Source organism: Desulfonatronum thiodismutans, from assembly GCF_000717475.1.
Classification (GTDB): domain Bacteria; phylum Desulfobacterota; class Desulfovibrionia; order Desulfovibrionales; family Desulfonatronaceae; genus Desulfonatronum; species Desulfonatronum thiodismutans.
This window is the reverse complement of sequence record NZ_JPIK01000025.1, coordinates 66137-84165: the sequence shown is the minus strand read 5'-3', so window position 1 is coordinate 84165 and position 18029 is coordinate 66137. Positions and strand designations below refer to the sequence as shown.

16 protein-coding genes are annotated in these 18029 nt (G+C 58.4%); 3 read left to right on the top strand and 13 right to left on the bottom strand.

Going from position 1 to position 18029, the window contains the following annotated elements; genetic code table 11:
* Nucleotides 1-116 precede the first annotated feature (116 nt).
* The gene (locus tag GY33_RS0117705) at nucleotides 117-1646 is read left to right on the top strand and encodes a PAS domain S-box protein (protein ID WP_031388604.1); all 1530 of its coding nucleotides are present in this window, start codon (nucleotides 117-119) and stop codon (nucleotides 1644-1646) included.
* 180 nt (nucleotides 1647-1826) lie between these two features.
* Here the strand turns inward: GY33_RS0117705 and GY33_RS0117700 are convergent, their stop codons facing one another.
* From GY33_RS0117700 to nikA, 6 genes are read right to left on the bottom strand one after another with little or no spacing between them, the layout of a single operon-like run.
* Nucleotides 1827-3167 (bottom strand): MATE family efflux transporter, encoded by a 1341-nt coding sequence (locus GY33_RS0117700; protein ID WP_051822805.1) that lies wholly within the window; start codon nucleotides 3165-3167, stop codon nucleotides 1827-1829.
* Entirely contained in the window at nucleotides 3160-3936 is a 777-nt protein-coding gene (locus GY33_RS0117695) for an ABC transporter ATP-binding protein (RefSeq protein ID WP_031388602.1), read from the bottom strand. The genes GY33_RS0117700 and GY33_RS0117695 overlap by 8 nt, the downstream gene beginning before the upstream one ends.
* Entirely contained in the window at nucleotides 3926-4747 is an 822-nt protein-coding gene (locus tag GY33_RS0117690) for an ABC transporter ATP-binding protein (RefSeq protein ID WP_031388601.1), read from the bottom strand. The genes GY33_RS0117695 and GY33_RS0117690 overlap by 11 nt, the downstream gene beginning before the upstream one ends.
* The gene (gene opp1C, locus GY33_RS0117685) at nucleotides 4744-5562 is read right to left on the bottom strand and encodes a nickel/cobalt ABC transporter permease (protein ID WP_031388600.1); all 819 of its coding nucleotides are present in this window, start codon (nucleotides 5560-5562) and stop codon (nucleotides 4744-4746) included. The genes GY33_RS0117690 and opp1C overlap by 4 nt, the downstream gene beginning before the upstream one ends.
* The gene (gene opp1B, locus GY33_RS0117680; RefSeq protein WP_235185557.1) at nucleotides 5555-6574 is read right to left on the bottom strand and encodes a nickel/cobalt ABC transporter permease; all 1020 of its coding nucleotides are present in this window, start codon (nucleotides 6572-6574) and stop codon (nucleotides 5555-5557) included. The genes opp1C and opp1B overlap by 8 nt, the downstream gene beginning before the upstream one ends.
* Nucleotides 6575-6610: 36 nt before the next feature.
* On the bottom strand, nucleotides 6611-8209 hold the full coding sequence (gene nikA, locus GY33_RS0117675) for a nickel ABC transporter substrate-binding protein (RefSeq protein WP_035272616.1): 1599 nt from the start codon (nucleotides 8207-8209) through the stop codon (nucleotides 6611-6613).
* A gap of 668 nt (nucleotides 8210-8877) precedes the next feature.
* On the opposite strand from nikA, the gene GY33_RS0117670 reads away from it, so the two are divergent.
* Nucleotides 8878-10914: a methyl-accepting chemotaxis protein gene (locus GY33_RS0117670; RefSeq protein ID WP_031388597.1), complete on the top strand. Its 2037-nt coding sequence runs from the start codon at nucleotides 8878-8880 to the stop codon at nucleotides 10912-10914.
* A gap of 215 nt (nucleotides 10915-11129) precedes the next feature.
* Nucleotides 11130-13574: a cache domain-containing protein gene (locus GY33_RS19420; protein ID WP_051822804.1), complete on the top strand. Its 2445-nt coding sequence runs from the start codon at nucleotides 11130-11132 to the stop codon at nucleotides 13572-13574.
* Between the two features lie 2 nt (nucleotides 13575-13576).
* Here the strand turns inward: GY33_RS19420 and GY33_RS21295 are convergent, their stop codons facing one another.
* The 7 genes from GY33_RS21295 to GY33_RS21150 form a co-directional block, all read right to left on the bottom strand.
* Complete coding sequence (locus tag GY33_RS21295) at nucleotides 13577-13729, bottom strand: hypothetical protein (RefSeq protein ID WP_153304594.1); 153 nt, start codon at nucleotides 13727-13729, stop codon at nucleotides 13577-13579.
* Between the two features lie 704 nt (nucleotides 13730-14433).
* Nucleotides 14434-14880, bottom strand: coding sequence for a flavodoxin (locus tag GY33_RS0117650; protein ID WP_031388594.1), 447 nt, complete (start codon nucleotides 14878-14880; stop codon nucleotides 14434-14436).
* A gap of 43 nt (nucleotides 14881-14923) precedes the next feature.
* Nucleotides 14924-15202, bottom strand: a complete 279-nt coding sequence (locus GY33_RS0117645; RefSeq protein ID WP_031388593.1) for a DUF2325 domain-containing protein — start codon at nucleotides 15200-15202, stop codon at nucleotides 14924-14926.
* 94 nt (nucleotides 15203-15296) lie between these two features.
* Nucleotides 15297-15704 (bottom strand): hypothetical protein, encoded by a 408-nt coding sequence (locus GY33_RS0117640; RefSeq protein WP_031388592.1) that lies wholly within the window; start codon nucleotides 15702-15704, stop codon nucleotides 15297-15299.
* Between the two features lie 130 nt (nucleotides 15705-15834).
* Entirely contained in the window at nucleotides 15835-16737 is a 903-nt protein-coding gene (locus GY33_RS0117635; protein ID WP_161788503.1) for a sensor histidine kinase, read from the bottom strand.
* Between the two features lie 236 nt (nucleotides 16738-16973).
* The gene (locus GY33_RS0117630; protein WP_051822803.1) at nucleotides 16974-17402 is read right to left on the bottom strand and encodes a thioredoxin family protein; all 429 of its coding nucleotides are present in this window, start codon (nucleotides 17400-17402) and stop codon (nucleotides 16974-16976) included.
* A complete protein-coding gene (locus tag GY33_RS21150; protein ID WP_031388589.1) occupies nucleotides 17399-17719 on the bottom strand; it encodes an STAS domain-containing protein in 321 nt (106 codons plus the stop codon). Before GY33_RS21150 ends, GY33_RS0117630 begins: the two co-directional genes overlap by 4 nt.
* Between the last annotated feature and the right edge of the window lie 310 nt (nucleotides 17720-18029).

Here is an 18029-nt window from a genome sequence, read left to right as displayed (position 1 = left end):
CAACCCCGAAAGTTGAGTTACGGAGCCGTCTCGACGTGAAACGTCGAGACGGCTTCCGGACAACCGCTCGACATCCCTTACGATGATGGACTTCCTTCCCCCCGCGGAGGACTCTCATGAGTGAAGACTTGTCGGTAGCCAGACGGTTCGGCGAACGGCTCCGATATTATCGGTCTCTGAAGCGTTTGACCCAATCCGGATTGGCGGAAAGAGTCGGCTTGAGCCTGAAACAAATCAGCCGCATCGAGCGCGGCGTGTCCACGCCTTCCTTTACTCTCCTGGAAAAACTTTGCCGGGTTCTGGATACCGCCCCGGTGAGCCTTTTTCTCTTTCATGACCCCTCCCCGCCACCAAACCATTCCGAACGTCCCCCTTCATCCGACCGGGAACGCCCCGCACCCATTTCCAACGACGAGATTACCTCCATCAGGACCGGGGTATGGTTCCTTCCCGCTTCTTCCCGGCACGGAACATGGTCCGCTTCCTTGTATGTCTTGCTGGGTTATCGCCCCTTTTCCATCAGGCCCACCCTGAAGCGTTTCCTCAAGCATGTAGATTCCGCGGACAGAGAGACGGTCGAATCGTTCATTCGCTCCTCCGCCCAGGAGCCGAACGAACGAGGCATCATGATTCCCTTGACCGGGAAAGGTTCGATGCGGCGCATGATCGTGATCCAGGCCGAGCCTTTGGGCTCCAGGACGGAAAACGAAAACGGCCTCCTGGTGACCGTGCGGGAAGTGACGGACTGCATCGCCCTGCACCACTCCTTTGCTCACAATCAGAGACAACTGGAAGCGTACATGCTGGAGCGGAACAAGGAACTGGCCCTGACCGTGGAGAGGTTGCAACAGGAGATTCTTGAACGGGAAAAGGCCGAACAAGGGTTGCGAATATCCGATCTGATGATCGCCAGCTCCCAGGACGCCCAGATATTCGTGGACAGGTCCGGCTTGGTTACAAAGGTCAATCCCGCGTATGCCCGGCTTGCGGGAATCCCCGTGCGGAAGCTCGAGGGGCGGATGTACAACGATGTATTGATCGAACGCTGGGGACGCGTTTTTTTTGATCAAGCTCTTCAACCTGACATGGAAAAAGCACAACTCCACGGACAAGCGACGATCAAGGAAGAATGGCTCAGTTATGGAGGCCATGGGCGACGATATATGCGGGTATTTCTTACTCCCTGTTTTAAAAACAAAGAAATACTCGGCGTTATCGTCACGCTCCACGACCTGACCGCGGTCATGGCGGCTCAGGAACGGCTTCGGGAAAGCGAGGAACAGCATCGCCTGATTCTGGAAACAGCCAACGAGGGCGTACTGCGCCTGGACCGGCACTTGCGGATCATGTTCGCCAATGCCCGGATACAAAAGCTTATAGGACACTCCGCCGCGGAACTGCTGGGGGTTTCGGCCCTGGACTTGGCGGTCCCAGAAGAAGCCGAACGGATCCATTTTTTCGCGATGCAGAACCGGGCCGGCCACAGTGTACGCTTTCCAGCCAGCATCATTCACAAAAACGGCCACATCATTTGGGTGATGATTTCCGCCGCGCCGCTGTTCACGGAAACAGGCGAGTACGACGGCGCCCTGGTCATGCTCATGGACGTGACGGAATTGAAGCAAACAGCAGCCAAGCTGAAATAGGGACACCCCACGCCCAACAAGCTCCTGCCCCAGACCGGGAGCTCCCCCTCAGGTCTCACCCCTCAGCCATCTCCTTTAATTCCAACATCCCAGCATTCCAGTATTTTTTCAGGTCTCAGAGCCTGTCCCGGCGAAGACCGGGGTCTCATTCCTCAGCTCTTTCCTCTCCCCCCTCAGGTCTCAGGTTTCAAGTCTCGGCCCTCCTTGACTTCCAACCTTGCGCCGCACCGCCCCAAGATACGGAACCAGAAAAGCGCCGCGGCCAACATAGAAGATCAGAAAAGACAGCCAGAGCCCGTGGTTGCCCCAGGGACCGACGAAGAGCGCCAGGCCGATCAGGAAAACAACCAGCGCGAAAAACGTGGCATTCCGCACGGGCCGCGTGACGCCGCTGCCGGTAAACACCCCGTAGAAGGTCAGGCCGAAGCCGGCGATCAATGGGAAGACCACGGCCCAGAGATGAATTTCCGTGTAGCTCGCCAGGACCTCCGGAATATCGGTGAACAGCGTGCCCACGGCCTCCCCCCCGAACCACAGGATCAGGGTCAGGAAAAAAGCGGTGGACGCAGTCCATTGGGTCGTGCGCCGTAAGGTGGCCCGGAGCAGCTGCCCGTCCCGTCGACCGACGGATTTCCCGGAAAACACGCTGGAGGCGTTGGCAATACCGTCGAAAATGTAGCTGACGATAAAGGTGACCTGGAGCAGCACCGCGTTACCGGCCAGGACGTTGGTTCCCATGGATGCGGCCACCTTGGTCATCAGGAAAAACATGGTCAGCAGGCATACCGTGCGCAAAAGAAGATCGGTATTCGCCGAGACGATGGCCCGCACGTCCTCCTTGCGCATCCGGACCGCGGCGACGAACCGGGCCACGGGCAAATCCGCGGTTTTGGACACGAAATACAGCCCCAGGGACAGCATCAGGGCCTGGGCCGCCAAGCTGGCCGCGGCCACTCCGGCCACGCCGAAGCCCCAGTAGGTGACCAAGGCGATGTCCAGGATGATGTTCACCACGTTCCCGGTGACCTGGGTGATCAGCGTCGCCCTGGTCCGGGCCTGGCCCATCAGCCAGCCGATCACGGTATAGTTCAGCAAGACCAGCGGCGCCCCCCAGATCAGGATGGTGAAGTAGATCCGGGTCTGTTCGGCCACGTCGGGCTCCGGGGCCATGACGGCTCGGGCCGCATGCCAGATGGGGGCCTGAAGAAGAATGAACAGCAGCCCGACCCCGGCGGCGATGCAGAACGGACGGGCCAGGCTGGCGGCCAGATCCTCCCCGTGCCCCGTGCCCAGGGCGATGGCGCTCTGGCTGGTGGTGCTGACCCGAAAAAAACCGAACAGCCAGTAAAGGGTGTTCAGGATCACCGTGCCGATGGCCACGCCGCCGATATAGATCGGGGAATCCAGGTGCCCCACCACCGCGGTGTCCACGGCGCCCAGCAGGGGCTGGGTCACCGTGGCCGCGATGAACGGAAGGGCGATCTTCAGGTAGTCGCGATGGGAAAGAGGGGTCTCAGCCATGACCGATCCGGCGGGCAAAGGGTTTTTCCAGAAAGTGGGCGGCCCGCAGCAATTGCCGGGCATAGGAGGTTTCGGCCCTGGGGAGCACGGCCAGGTCGTCGAGCTGCTCGACGACCTGGCCGTCATTGAAAAACAGCAACTTGTCGCAGATGTACGTGGCCACGGTAATGTCGTGGGTAATGAACAGATAGGATATCCGGTAGCGCTCCTTGAGGTCGCGCAACAGGGCCAGGATTTGCGATTGCACGGACACGTCCAGGGAACTCACCGCCTCGTCGCAAAGGATGAAGGACGGCTTCGGGGCGATGGCCCGGGCGATGCACACCCGCTGCAACTGCCCCCCACTGAGCTGATGCGGGTAGTGATCCGCGAGATCCTGGGACAGCCCCACTTCCTCCAGCAGCTCCGCGACCCGTTTCTTCCGGGCCGAAGTGTTCAAGCCCAGGGCAAGCAGCGGCTCGGCCACGACCTCGGCAATACGCATCCGGGGATTCACGGACGTGGTGTAGTCCTGAAAGACCACGCTGCGCGCCAGGGCGGAACCGGCCTTGTCCTTGGAGAAGATCACCCGACCGCCGTCCGGTTTATCCAGGCCCAGGATGATTCTGCCCAGCGTGCTTTTGCCGCTGCCCGACTCCCCGACAATACCGACGCATTCGCCCTGCCCCATGACGAAGGACACGCCCTTGAGCACTTCCTGTCTGGATTTCGCGAACAGCCCGGTTCTCACCGTGAAGCTTTTCGTTACCTCCCGCACCTCAAGCAGCATACGACTCCCCCATGACCTGGACGAATTTCTGGATCACGCTTTGCCGGTTTTCGATCAACCCACGGGTATAGTCGTGTCGCGGATTGAAAAACACGGCGCCCGCGTCCCCTTCCTCCACCACGACACCCTCGCGCATCACCAGGACGTTGTCCGCAACGTGGGAGACCAGACTCAGGTCGTGGCTGACGAAGATCAAGGCGGTTTGATGTTCGGAGCGGATGGTCTTCAATTCGCGAATCACGTCCTGCTGGCTGACGTAGTCGATGGCCGTGGTCGGCTCGTCCGCGATGATGATTTCCGGGCGCATGACCAGGGCCAGCGCGGTCATCACCCGCTGCAGCATGCCCCCGCTCAGTTCATGCGGATATTTCCCGAAAATGCTTCGGGGAGCACGCAGATTCACCCGCGCGAAGCCCTCGACCATCATCTCCAACGCGGCGGCGGGAGCGACCCGCTGGTGCGCGGTGATGGTTTCCACGATCTGCGCGCCGATGGCGGACAAAGGATTGAACGCGGTCATGGGGCTTTGCAGGATCATGCAGATCCGGCTGCCGCGCAGTTCCCGCCGTTTTTTCGCGGGCAGGGTCAGCAGGTCCACCCCCTTGAAATCCACCCGCCCGGAAACCAGAAGATGCTCGGACAAGAGGCCGGTGATCGCACCGCAGGTCAGACTTTTGCCGCTGCCCGAGCCGCCCACGATGCCCAGGCATTCGCCGGGGTCCAGGGCAAAGGAGACGTCCCGGGTCAGCGGAGTCAGGTTCCGACCGTGGCGATGGGTGATGGAAAGATTTTCAACGCGCAGCAAGGTCATTGGCTCTCCTTTGGATCCAGGATGTCGCGCAGGCTGTCGCCCAGCAGGTTGAAGGTCGCAACCACGATCATGATCGCCAACCCCGGAATGATCATCTGCCCGGGGTTGGTCATCAACACTTCGCGTGCCTCGCTGAGCATGGCCCCCCACTCGGCCGTGGGCAGTTGCACGCCCAGGCCCAGGAAGGACAGGGTTGAGATGGTGATGATGATCCAGCCGATGTCCAGGGTGGCCAGGAGAATGGTCTCCGACGCGACGTTGGGAAACAGGTGCCGGAAGAAGATGTACCGTCGGGACGTCCCGATGGTTTGGGAATACAGAATATAGTTTTTGCTGGAAAAGCTGATCACGCTGGAGCGGATCATCTTCACGTACCAGGCCAGCTTGGCGATGAAATTGGCGATGACGATGTTCATCAGGCCCGGCCCCAGAATGCCGACGATGCACAGCACCATGATCTCATAGGGAAACGACAGCATCACGTCGCAGACGCGCATGATGAGTTCGTCGAGTTTGCCGCGGACATAGCCGGAGATCACGCCGATGGCCGCCCCGCACAAGGCCGTGACGGCCATGGTGAGCATGGAATAGAACAGGGTGATCCGGATTCCGAACAGCATCCGGGACAGCAGGCAGCGTCCCAGATGATCCGTGCCGAAAGGATACTCCCAGGACGGCGAGGCCAGGGAGTTGATGACGTCGATCTGGTTGGGAGCATGCGGCGCAAGCCACGGCGCGAACACCCCGGCGACGCAGAACAGCCCGATCAGGGCGAGACAGCCGACCGCGACCTTGTTGGCGAGCAGGCTACGCATTGGCCGTCCCCGCTTTCCTTCGCGGATCAAGGGCGCACTGCAGGGCGTCCACCAGGAAGCTGGCCAGGACGAAAAAGGCTCCCATGACCAGGATGTAGGCCTGAATGGTCGGATAATCCCGGTTGAAGATGCTGGCCACGCACAGCCGACCGAGTCCGGGAATGGCGAATATGTTTTCGATGACCACCGTGCCGGAGAGCAGCCGGACGATGCCCACGCCGATGGCGGTCATGGAGGATTGCAAGGAATTTTTCAGCACGTGCCCGAGAATGACCCGCTTCTCGCTCAGCCCCCGGGCCCGGGCGTACAGAACATGATTTTCCTTCATGTTCTCCAGCATGCTGTTGCGGATCAGCCGCACGTAGGTCGCGATATACAGCGTACTCAGGGCCATGGCCGGCAGGATGTAGTGGGCCAGGGTGCTCGTCCCGCTGCTGGGCAGAACGCCGAACTTGAGCGCGAAAAGCCAGATCAGCAGATAGGCCAGCCAGTAGTTCGGCATGGACGTGCCCGCGAAGACCGCCAGACGCACGCCCCGGTCGAACAGGCCGTCCTTCCAGACCGCGCAGGCCACGCCCAGGGGCAGGCTCAGGCCGATCACGAAGACCAGGGCCATGCCCGCCAGGGTGGCGGTGTACGGAAAAGCGCGGGCCAGTTCTCCCGAGACGCTGCGACTCCTGTTCGTGAAGGAATTGCCGAAATCCAGACGCGCCGCGTTGCCCAGCCATTTGACGTACCGGACCAGAAACGGGTCGTCGAGGCCGAGTTCGGTGCGCATTTCCTCGATGGCCTCGGGCGTGGGAATGATGTCGTTGACCCGCAGGGCCACTTCGGCTGGGTCCGCGGGGGTGAAGTTCACCAATGTATAGGAGAGAAAGGATATCGCGAGCAGGGCGGCAAGCGCGATGAGCGCCCGCCTGACGATATACGCAAGCATGTTGACCAACCGGAATGATGACGTGAAAGACGAGTCGGGACGGGACCTGTTGTCGCGGACGTCGAAAAAGGGCATTCGAGCCTTCCGGGGAAGGCCCGAATGCCCTGATGCTTATTGCAAGGTCATGAATTGCAGAGGGATTTCAAACTGGGAGGGGTTGAAGCCGACGTTGCCCACCCTGGAATTGAAGATGGCCCTGTTGCGCTCGTAGGTCAGGGGCAGATACACGGCCTCCCGGTGCAGGGTCTCCAGAATGTAGGTGTAGTGGGCCTGGCGCTCGTCTTCGTCCACCGCGGCCACGGCCTTGAGGATGGTCTCGTCGATCCGTTGCTTTTCCTCCAGCCCCTGTTGCGCGGCATAGTCTCCGTACACGGGTTTGAGCATGCCGCTCAGGAAGGATTGCGGGTCGTAGGGCGTGCCCCAGGAAATATTGAAGGAAATGTCGAAATTGCCGGCCATCAGGCGATCCCGGTGCGCCTGTTCTTCCTCGCCCACGAGATTCAGCTTGACGCCGGCCTTGCTCCACTCGCTTTGCAGGAACTGCGCAATGGTCCGCTCCATGACCTTGTTGGTGTCATAAGTCAGAGTGATCTCCAGCGGCTTCCCGTCCTTCGAGCGAACCTGGCCGCTCTTCACCCACCCGGCCTCGTCCAGCAGCTTTTCGGCCGCGGATTGATCGTACTGATAGGGCTCAAGGTCGATGTCGGCATAGGGAATGGATCTGGAAAACAGCGTCAGGGCCGGCGCTTCCAGGCCCAGCATGATCCGCTCGCTGATCAGCTCCTTGCTGGTCAGGTGCTGAAGAGCCCGGCGAACCCGGACGTCCCGGAGATTCTCGCTGGTGGTGTTCAGCACCAGCATCCGGGTGGAAACCGGCCCGGACAGTGCGCCCGCGAAGCCCTTTTTTTCGGAAAACTGCTTGAACGCCTGGGGACTGATCAATTGCAGGCCGTAGAGCAGGTCGATCCCGCCGTTGTCCAGCGCCATCAGCCGGGCCTGATTGTCCGGAATGACCTTGGCGACGATCTTCCCGATGCTCGGCGACTCCCCCCAATAATTCGGGTTGCGGACGAATTCCGAATACTCGTCCACCCTGTTCATCTCCAGGACATAGCTCCCGGTGCCGGACAGGCAGGCCACCCCGTTCTTGGTCGTCCCGTCCTTGAAGCAGGCCGGAGACAGCATCCGAAACGGCCGGGTGACCCCCAGCTCAATGATAAAGGGGTAATAGGGAGCGGAAAACTCGATCTCCAAGGTAAAGTCGTCCTTCACGCGCACGCTCTGTTTCCCGGTTTCCTCAATGTCTATCATCATCCGCACGGACTCCAGCCAACCGTGCCGCGCCCCGTTGTCCAACACGGCGTCGAAGTTCTTTTTCGCCGCGTGCGCGTCGAACCGGACCCCGTCTGAAAACGTCACGTCTTCACGCAGCTTGAAGGTGTACACCTTGCCGTCCGGGCTTACTTCCCAGCTCTCGGCCAGCCAGGGTTCGGGCTCTCCTTCTTCATTGAGGAAGATCAGTCCTTCGAACAGCAGATTCTGGGCAAAGAGTTCACCTCCGTACAAATGCGGATTCAGATCCCGCAGGTCGCGAAAATTGGCCATGACCAGCGTATCCTCCGGATCTTTGCCCGAAGCGGACACGACCATGCTGGAAAGCAGCAACGAAGCCGCGACGACACATCCCAATACGTTCCTGACAGTGACCATCAATGTCTCCTTATACGGCTGTGTGTTGTGGGAATCGATCATCCCGGAACAAGCTCAAAAACCGACATCGGCATGAAGACCGGCATGGCGGTTGATTCATGATCCGCCGGACTTCCCAATCCAGATTTCGATGACGATTACCATTATAACCAAATTCAGACTTCAATGGCGGATCGATTCGGCGAATGCTGCGTGCAATCAATCGTTTCGGGCAGAAAATGTAATCTCTTCTTCCCAACCCGGCATGCCATGGAACCAATCGGAGCTTCCAAAGCCAAACCAGGCCGCTCTCCCTACTCGGCGATGCCTTGCCTGTCAACAATCTTGATAACCAGACTCACAATCTGTCTCCGCGACAGGCAAAGTTCGAAAAGAGCAAAAACCCCAGAGACACGACTCCCGCCCCCGAACAATTTCCCGCTATTACATTGACTTCGTGAACAATAATCAGAAACCCCACACTAACTCGGCCTTCCCCTCGCGAAGTCCGAGTCTGACAGAAAGAAAAAGCCTCCTGCTCTTTCAAAAATAGGCAAAAATTGGACATCATCCGGCCTGTACACGATTTCCACATGTGCTATTGAAACAATTATTGTCACAATCTGTCACAATCCATCAACTTGTCCATGGCCAACGCAAGGCCGACCAAAATCACGAAGGAGAAAGATGTGAAGAACATTCCCATCGGCGCTAAACTCATCGGCGGTTTGTCGCTTCTGCTTGTCCTGGTCTGCGGGGGCCTCGGTTACATCGCCTACGACAGGGCATCCACCGCGGTCACCAATGTCGTACACGAAAACATGCCGACAATGGCCGAAGAGGGTGCCAAGCTCGTGCGCAGCCACCTGGACTACCACCTCCTGGCCGTGCAGAGCGTGGCCAACAGGAACGCCATCCGGTCCATGGACTGGAGCCAGCAGGCTCCAGTCCTGGAGGACGAGAACAAACGACATGGCTATCTGGTCATGGGCATCATCGCCCCGAACGGGCAAGCGCGCTATTCGGACGGATCGACCGCCGACCTCGGTGACCGTGACTACTTCAGGGTCGCCTTGGGCGGTGAAGCCGTGGCTTCGGACGTCCTCATCAGCCGGGTGACCAACGAGCCGGTGATGATCGTGGCCGCGCCCATCCGGAACGAGCGGGGACAGATCGCGGCCGTACTTTTCGCCAGACTCGGCGCTACCATGTTCAGCCTGATCACGGACGAGATCAAATACGGCCGCACGGGTTATTCCTACATCATCGACGGCAAAGGCACGCTCATCGCGCACAACAACCGACAACTCGTGCTCGACCAGCTCAATTCCATCGAGGAAGCTAGGACAAATCCCGAATATGCCCGCCTCGCCCAGATGACGCAGCGCATGATAAAGGGCGAACGCGGCTTCGACGAATACTACTTCGCGGGCAACGATCGCTTCTTTGGCTTTGCGCCCATTCCCGGTACGAAATGGTCCATCGCCGTGGGAGCCGTGAGGGACGACGTGTTGGCCGACGTGTACGCGCTCAGAAGCTCCGTAGCCTGGGCCTCGGCCGTGTTCCTGTTCGTGGGCGTTGTCGCGGCCCTGCTCATCAGCCGGGTCATCACCGGGCCGATCAGGCGCCTGATGGCCTATGCCGAAGCCGTGGCCCAGGGTGACTTGCAGGCCCGGTCCGGCATTAACCAGATGGATGAGATCGGGCGCTTGAATTTGAACATCCAGACCATGGTTCAATCCTTGATCGAGAAAATGAAGGAGGCCGAACATCAGTCTGAACTGGCCCGCCAGGAAACCGAAAAAGCCCAGGTCGCCACCCAGGAGGCCGAGGAAGCCCGGGCGCAGGCCGAAACGGCCAAGCGCGACGGCATGCTGCAGGCCGCGACCAATATCGAAGGCGTGGTGGAACGCATGACCTCGGCCTCGGAAGAACTTTCAGCCCAGGTGGAAGAGGCCAGCCGGGGGGCGGAGGAGCAGAAGAGCCGCACGGGCGAAACGGCCACGGCCATGGAGGAGATGAACGCCACGGTGCTGGAAGTGGCCAAAAACGCCTCCCAGGCCGCCGAGGCCTCGGACCAGGCCCGGACCAAGGCCGTGGACGGCGCGAAAGTGGTCAGCGACTCGGTCAAGGCCATCAACACGGTGCAGGCTCAGGCTCAGGATATGAAGAACAACCTGGACCAGCTCGGTCGCCAGGCCGAACAGATCGGGCGGATCATGACCGTGATCGAGGACATAGCCGACCAGACCAACCTGCTGGCCCTGAACGCGGCCATCGAGGCGGCCCGGGCCGGGGATGCCGGACGCGGTTTCGCCGTGGTAGCCGACGAGGTGCGCAAACTGGCCGAAAAAACCATGAACGCCACCAAGGAAGTGGGTGAGGCCATTTCCGCCATTCAACAAGGCACCCAGGCCAATATCCGGGGCATGGACCAGTCCGTGGCCGCCATTGGCGACGCCACCAAGCTGGCCAACCAGTCCGGGGACGCACTCCGGGAAATTCTGGCCTTGTCCGAGCAAGCCGCGGATCAGGTCCGCTCCATTGCCACGGCCGCGGAACAACAGTCCGCCACCAGCGAGGAGATCAACCGCGGGGTGGAGGACATCAACCGGATATCCTCGGAAACCAGCGAGGTCATGAACCAGTCGGCCCAGGCCATCTCCGAACTGGCCCAGCAGGCCGTGGAACTGCAGAAGCTGGTGCAGGGGATGAAGAACGGCTGATCAATCTCGTTTGTTTACGGAGCCGTCTCGGCGCCAAACGTCGAGACGGCTCCCCAGAACGACGCATCCGTAATGAACATGATATCGTGCTCAAACTCGGGCACAAAAAACCATGTCTCAAGCCGCGATGACAACAGGCTGGTTTCGATAGCGACTTCGATTGATGCTGTTGTCCTTTGAACCCAAATTCGTTTTATTCGAATCGAAAACACTCCATGCTCAACAAGCTCCTGAACCTGTCCATCCCCGCCAAGACCTTCGGGTTGATTCTGGCGCTCGTCCTCTTTTTTTGGGGGACTATTATGTTCTATTTCGTGCCCTTGATTCAGGAGCGGTTGCTGTACGGCAGGAGGGAGGCGCTGATGCATGTCGCGCACTCGGTCCACTCCCTGCTCGACGAGTACGTGCAGCGGGTACGGGACGGGGAATTGACCCTTGAGGACGCCCAGGAACGAGCCAAGCAACGGATCAGGCACATTCGCTATGGACGGGACGGTTATTTTTGGATCAGAAGCGACGACGCGCTTGACCTTCGGCTTATCATGCATCCCTTCATTACGGAACTGGAAGACGCTTTGCCCGACAACCCTATGTACTACTGCGTCACGCGCATCCAGTACGGCATCAACGGCCCGATACAGTACTTTGCCCATGAAAAAAACATCACCTGGGCGATTGTCGAGGTTGTCACGAAGACCGGAGACGGCTTCGTGAGCTACAACTGGCCCCGGCCGCACTCCGAGGGCATGGACGAGGAAGGCTGGCACCTCAAGGAATCTTATGCTCTGCTCTTCGAACCCTGGGGCTGGATTTTGGGCACCGGCCTGTACATCGACGACATTCAGGCCGAAATGCGCGTCCTGCGCACTGAGGTGATCTCGTTTTCGCTGATCATCCTGCTTCTCATCCTGCCGGCGACCCTGCTCGCCTCCGTCGTGTTCACCAGGTCCTTGGGCATTCTGGCCGATTATGCGGACAAGGTCTCAGCCGGAGACCTCAACGCCCGAGTCACGGGGCGCTTTTACGGAGAAGCAAGGCGGTTGATGCAGGCCATCACCGAGATGGTAACCAGCCTGAAAAGCGCTCTGACCCATGCCGAAAACAGCAGGCTGGACGCGCAACGTTTGGCCGAGGCGGCGGAGTTGGCCTCGGAGCGATTGGCCGTGACCCTGAGATCCATCGGCGACGGCGTGATCGCGGCGGATACTGAAGGACAGGTGCTGTTTCTGAACAAGGCCGCCGAGGAGCTGACCGGCTGGTCCCAGAGCGAGGCCCAGGGACGGCTCTTGCCCGAAGTGCTCCAGGTGCGGGATGATCGTTTCGGAGAGGTCGAGGATATGGTCCGGGGAGTCTTGGCGAACGGAATCGTTCGCCAGTTGGGCGACACCGGCCACCTTGTTTCCAGGGACGGAAAGCAACGAATCATCACGTCCAACGCGGCCCCGATCCGGGACAGGGAAAGCCGGGTGATCGGCGTAGTGCTGGCATTTCGGGACGAAACCGAAAAGCAACGCCTCCAGGACGAAGCCCTCAAGGCCGAAAAGCTGGAGTCACTGGGAGTTCTGGCCGGAGGCATCGCCCACGACTTCAACAACACCCTGACCGCGATCCTGGGGAACATTACCTCGGCCCGGCTGTCCCTGGCCGAACCGGACAAGGCCGAGCGCAAGCTTCGCGAGGCTGAAAACGCCACCTACCGAGGCAAGGGCCTGACCCAACAGATGCTGACCTTTGCCAAGGGCGGAACCCCCATCCGGAAAATTCTGCCCCTGGGAGAACTGGCGCGGGAATCGTCCGAATTCGCCCTACGCGGGACCAACGCCAAATGCGTTTTCGAGCTCCCCGACGACCTCTGGCCCGTCCACGCCGATCCGGATCAAATCAGCCGGGTTATTCACAACCTGGCGCTCAATGCCCACCATGCCATGCCCCAAGGCGGACTGGTCACCGTGACCGGGGCGAATATCGACGCCCCAAAACTCCCGGAGGCCATTCATGATGCCGGACCGTTCACGCGAATTTCCGTGACCGACCAGGGACACGGTATTTCCCCGGAACACCTGACCAAAATCTTCGATCCGTATTTCACCACCAAGGCCCGCGGCTCGGGACTCGGGCTGGCGTCAAGCTATTCCATCATCAAGCGGCACGGAGGGGTCATCACCGTGGAATCCGTGCCCGGACAGAGTACGACGTTCCATGTTTTCCTGCCCGCCGTTCCCACCGCCTCGCCGACGCCCCGCGCCGCCGAAAAGGACGATCCGGACCGTCCCGGAGGACGCATCCTGGTAATGGACGACGATGTGATGATTCTGGACATCAGCATGGACCTGATGGAACACCTGGGACACACGGCCGTTTCGGTCCAGGACGGCGAGGAGGCCGTGGCCCGGTATAAACAGGCCATGCTTGAAGGTCTGCCTTTCGACGCGGTAATCATGGACCTGACTATTCCCGGCGGCATGGGCGGCAAGGAGGCGGTCCGGGAAATCCTGAAGCTCGATCCCGCCGCCAAGATCGTAGCCTCCAGCGGCTATTCCAGCGACCCGGTGATGGCGAATTTCCAAGAATACGGCTTTGTCGACTCGATAGCCAAACCGTACACCATCCAGGAAATCAGGAAACTGCTCAACAAGCTCCTGGCCCAGGCCGGGAGCTGAAATCATCCCCCGGCCTCCCCTTCGCCATCTCTTTCAGCCCTGTTCCGAAGAAACTCCGAGTATTCCCGCATCTCTTCAACCCACCGCTCCCGCATCCGAACCAGCTCCTGTCGTCGCTCCGCGTACTCCTGACGTGCTTTATCCAGGTCGATCATGGCGTTCTCCGTTTGTTTGTCGTTTGACGTTAATTATCACTACAGCGAAACTTCCGTTTTCTCCGTCCGAGGAAGCTTCGGCATGTTCATTTTTTTTAAATTTGTAACTTCGGAAATGAGTATTCGTTCACTACGTTACCGAGTAGGTTTCAGGAATCCTGAAGGGATTTAATCGTATAGCCGGTGGTTTCAACCACCGGGTTGGGGGATATAATTGGCTTGAGTCCCGAAGGGACGACATTTCATGCCGAATAAAATGTCGTCCCTTCAGGACTCACACCCTGTAATTTTCATCTCCCGGTGGTTAAAACCACCGGCTATACGATTTCTCCCCTTCAGGGAAATGAAGCAAGATGCAACACGGCCTTCCTTGGAAACCGTATGGAGTAATCAGGGTCGAGAGAAATATCCCCCAAGATACCAGAATGTCATCTGATTGAACTTCAATGGTCGTGATTATGCGTGGTTGCTCCCAAACTTTCGCTGTAGTGTTATTCGTCGTTCCTTGTTCAAAAGATAGGGCTGAAACCTGAGACCTAAGACCTGAGATTGATTATCGCGCTTGCCTCTGCTCCATTCCCCTACTCTACAGGAGCCAGGGATGGGTTGGCTTTCCAACGAAGAACAACGAACACCCCCTCAGGTCTCAGCCCTCAACCCTCAGGTCTCAGCCCTCAACCCTCTCTCTTCCCTCCGCCCTCTCTTCACGCCGCTCTCCCGACTTCCTCGGCCCATTCTTCGATCTCGGATCGCACCACGGACGGATCGCCGTCGATGAGCAGGGGCTCGTTGACCAGATCCGCGGACAGGGCTTCCACCTTTTGCCGCAACAGCACCACGGCTCCGCAGAAATGTTCGTAGCTGGAGTCCCCGCAACCGAACAGCGCGACCTTCTTCCCCTCCAGCTTGGCGTCGTCCATATCCTGATAGAACGAGTCGAAATCCTCCTGAAACTCAATCTCCTCGTCCCCCCAGGTAGACACCCCCAACAGGGTCATGTCGTAGCCGTCCCCCAGCTCAGAGACTTTGGTATCCGTAACATTCTTGACAACGACCTCTTTGCCCGACTTCCGAAGCACTTCTCCGACCACCTCGGCCACATGCTCGGTATTCCCCGTGGTGGAGCCGTACACGACTAAAACCTTGCTCATGATTTATTCTCCTTTGTTGCTCTATTGTTTTGAAAACCATTGATTATGCCGTGCCCTGCAAACATTTCTTCAGACTGGAAACGCCGCAGGAATGCAGCATGTGCACGGGGATATTCCGGGTTTTGGCGACTTGCATGGCCTCGTTGCGGGCCTGGTGGGAGACCTTGTTGGTAAAGATGATGATCATTTCACTATCGGTCAAAGAAGAGGCAATCGTGTTTTCCTTGCCGGTAAAAATTTTCAACTTGATGCCGGCTTTTTTGGCGGTCTGCAGATAATTCGGTTTCAGGCGGTCCATGCCGCCGATCAAGGTCGCGCACATATGGCAATCTCCAATCTAGTTAAAAATGCAATTGAAACTCGATTTCAATTAACGTCGACAAAAATCCATTCTTAACAATCGAATCGACCGGACATCATCCGTGACAAGATGACCGGCGAGGACTTCCTTCCATCCGCTGGGCGCACTTGCAGACCTTGCATTTCCCGGAGCACTTGCATCCGGAGGTCGGCTTGGTTTGCAGAACCCGCTGGCCTTCCATCGCGATCTGTTCGCCGTTCCTTCCCTTGAAGTAGATCCGCGAACTGGCGTCCTCCGCGGAATTTTTCGTGAACTCCCTCATGAATGTTCGCAAGGTGGAGGCCCCCAGAGGTTCCACGCGCTCAAGGCCCTCGGTGTTGATGAAAAACTTCCGGCATACCGTGGCTTCCTCGCGCAAGACAAGAGCCAGGGAAGTCGCGGAGTTGGGGTCAAAGACACCTTCCAAACGCACATGCAGGTTGCCCATGCTTTTTCTGGTCCGCATCCGAAACGTCGAATTCATGATGATATCTCCTATAAGGGTTCAATCCACTTTTCTGGGCTTTCGCTTCCGCTTGAGAAGGAAGATATAGAAATTGATTTTTTTTATCAAGTAGAATTTTCACTTTTTTTCATCTTCCCATCCCGACGATTCAGCAGTCGTCCTCCCCGGGCAGCCGCTCCAGGCTCAAGACGCAGTAGGCCGAAGTGTACGCCCCTTCAAGACTCTCCAACCGAAATTGCCCATCCATCAACCCGACCAGCTTCCTGACCATGGCCAGCCCCAAGCCACAACCATAGAAATTCTTTGTAAGTCCGGTCTCAACTTGGCAAAAAGGATCGAGGATATGTTCCAAGCAGCACTCTGGAATTCCCATACCCGTATCATGAACGCTCAGACAGACCCGGACCCGACCGTTCTTTGTCCCTGATAAACAAGAGACTTCAACGCGAATCTCGCCTGAAGGAGTAAACCGTAGGGCATTATCCAACAGGTGGCGGAAAATCTGTTTCAACCTCGCCGCGTCTCCCAAAAACAATCCTCTGACGGATGCGTCTTTACTGACCAAGAAATCCAACCCCTTTCGCACACAGGCAGGAGCATATGCTTGCTCGATATCACACAAAATATCGTCGACATTTAATGGTTTGCGCTCCATTTGGACGCAACTGGGATTCAATGTGTTGTAATCTAAAATATCCCGGATCGCTCTGTCCAGGATTTCGCATGAGGACAGCCCATGATCGACATACTCACGTTGCTCTGGGTTGAGGTCCGTCTCCCGCAGCACCTGCAACATGCCTTTTACGCCATTAAGCGGGGTTCTTAATTCATGATTCACAGTACGCAAAAACTCGCATTTGAGAGCCTTGGCATCATCAACGACGCACCTGGCCTCGTCGAACAAGTCTCTCACGGCAGAGGGTATGTCCAGCGTGACACGAGGCTGGGTCGCCTCGTATTTCGCCAGCAATGCGGCATTGCTCTCCTCCAATTCCGCTACCCTGGCATTGAGTTCCCGAACCACGCGGCAGGCATCGGCCGGCCAAACCATCACAGGTTCCGCGGCTAGGCAATACTCCCTGGAGCGAATCTTGAGGTCGGGACGAACATTGCCGGACTCAAGAGACCGCCCGGCTTCCTCGGAAGCCCTGCCCCGGACTTCAACGGACTGCCCGGAACCAAACACGCCCTCCTCCACGAAGCCGCTCCATCTCCGGCGCACCAAGGCGCTGAGTCTGTTCACCATCGTCCACCTCCGTAATCTTATCGATGTTGGAATTCCGCTGCTCAGCCGTCCAGTTCCGCCAACAGTTCGTCAAGAACCCTGACCACGGCCTCCCGGTCCATCACGCCTTCGTGGCGATATCGCTCGCGGCCATGATGATCGAAGAACAACTGGGCCGGAATCGTGGACACGCCGTAGCCCGAGGCCGTCCCGGCCCGCTGGAAAACGTCCACTTGGCGGATAAACACTCGCTCTCCATGGCTTTGCCGGATCATCTCCAGAGTCGGCTCCATGTCTCGGCAGGCCGGGCAATGCTCGGCGGTCAACTGAAGCAAAGCGACCCTTCCCGCCGCTCCTGGCGGTGGTCCGCCTGTTCCCCCCCGTGAACCGTCCGATCCAAAATAGACCGTGGCCACCAGCAACAGGATCAGGACCAGAACCACAAGTCGTTTGCCGCCCCAGGCCGAAAGGCTCGCCCCCTTGTTGGTCATGCGTGGCTCCCGTCGCCATATTCGCCGTGCATCACCGCTTCCCGGCGTCCGGCCATTGCTCGTCCCTTGCTTCCAATGAACATCAATCGGGGCCCGATGCGTCGGCATTGGTGCATCCCTTCCCTGAAAAGCGTGCAAGCAAGAGTATGAACCCGCCAGAGTTCCCTGGTATCAATGACCACCCGCTCCTGCCCGGATTCATGGTCTCGGAGCAATTCGAGCAACACTCGCGCGGCCTTGCGGTCAAACTCGCCGCGGGCTTTGATCCGCAATTCTCCGGAGATCAGCTCCGTGGAGACGGAAAAGTCGTGGGACATGGTATGTTCTCCAGTACTTCGGAATCGGCGTCCAGAAGCACTTCCAGGAGGCGCTTACGCAGTGTTTCAAGTTGCCTGGAACGAAAATTGCGCTTGCTCTGCTCCAAAACCTGAATCGCCTCACGTATGGCGCCTTCCAGATGCTTCTCCCGGTGATAGTCACAAAGGTAACAAGACTGACCATCAATCTCAATATTTGCTCGGAGTATAGTCAATTTAGCCAGGATACGTCCCTGGTCGTCGACCTTCTTATGCAACTCGGAAATACTCGCGTTCAGGGAATTAATGACGGATTGTGCGTCCATTGGTA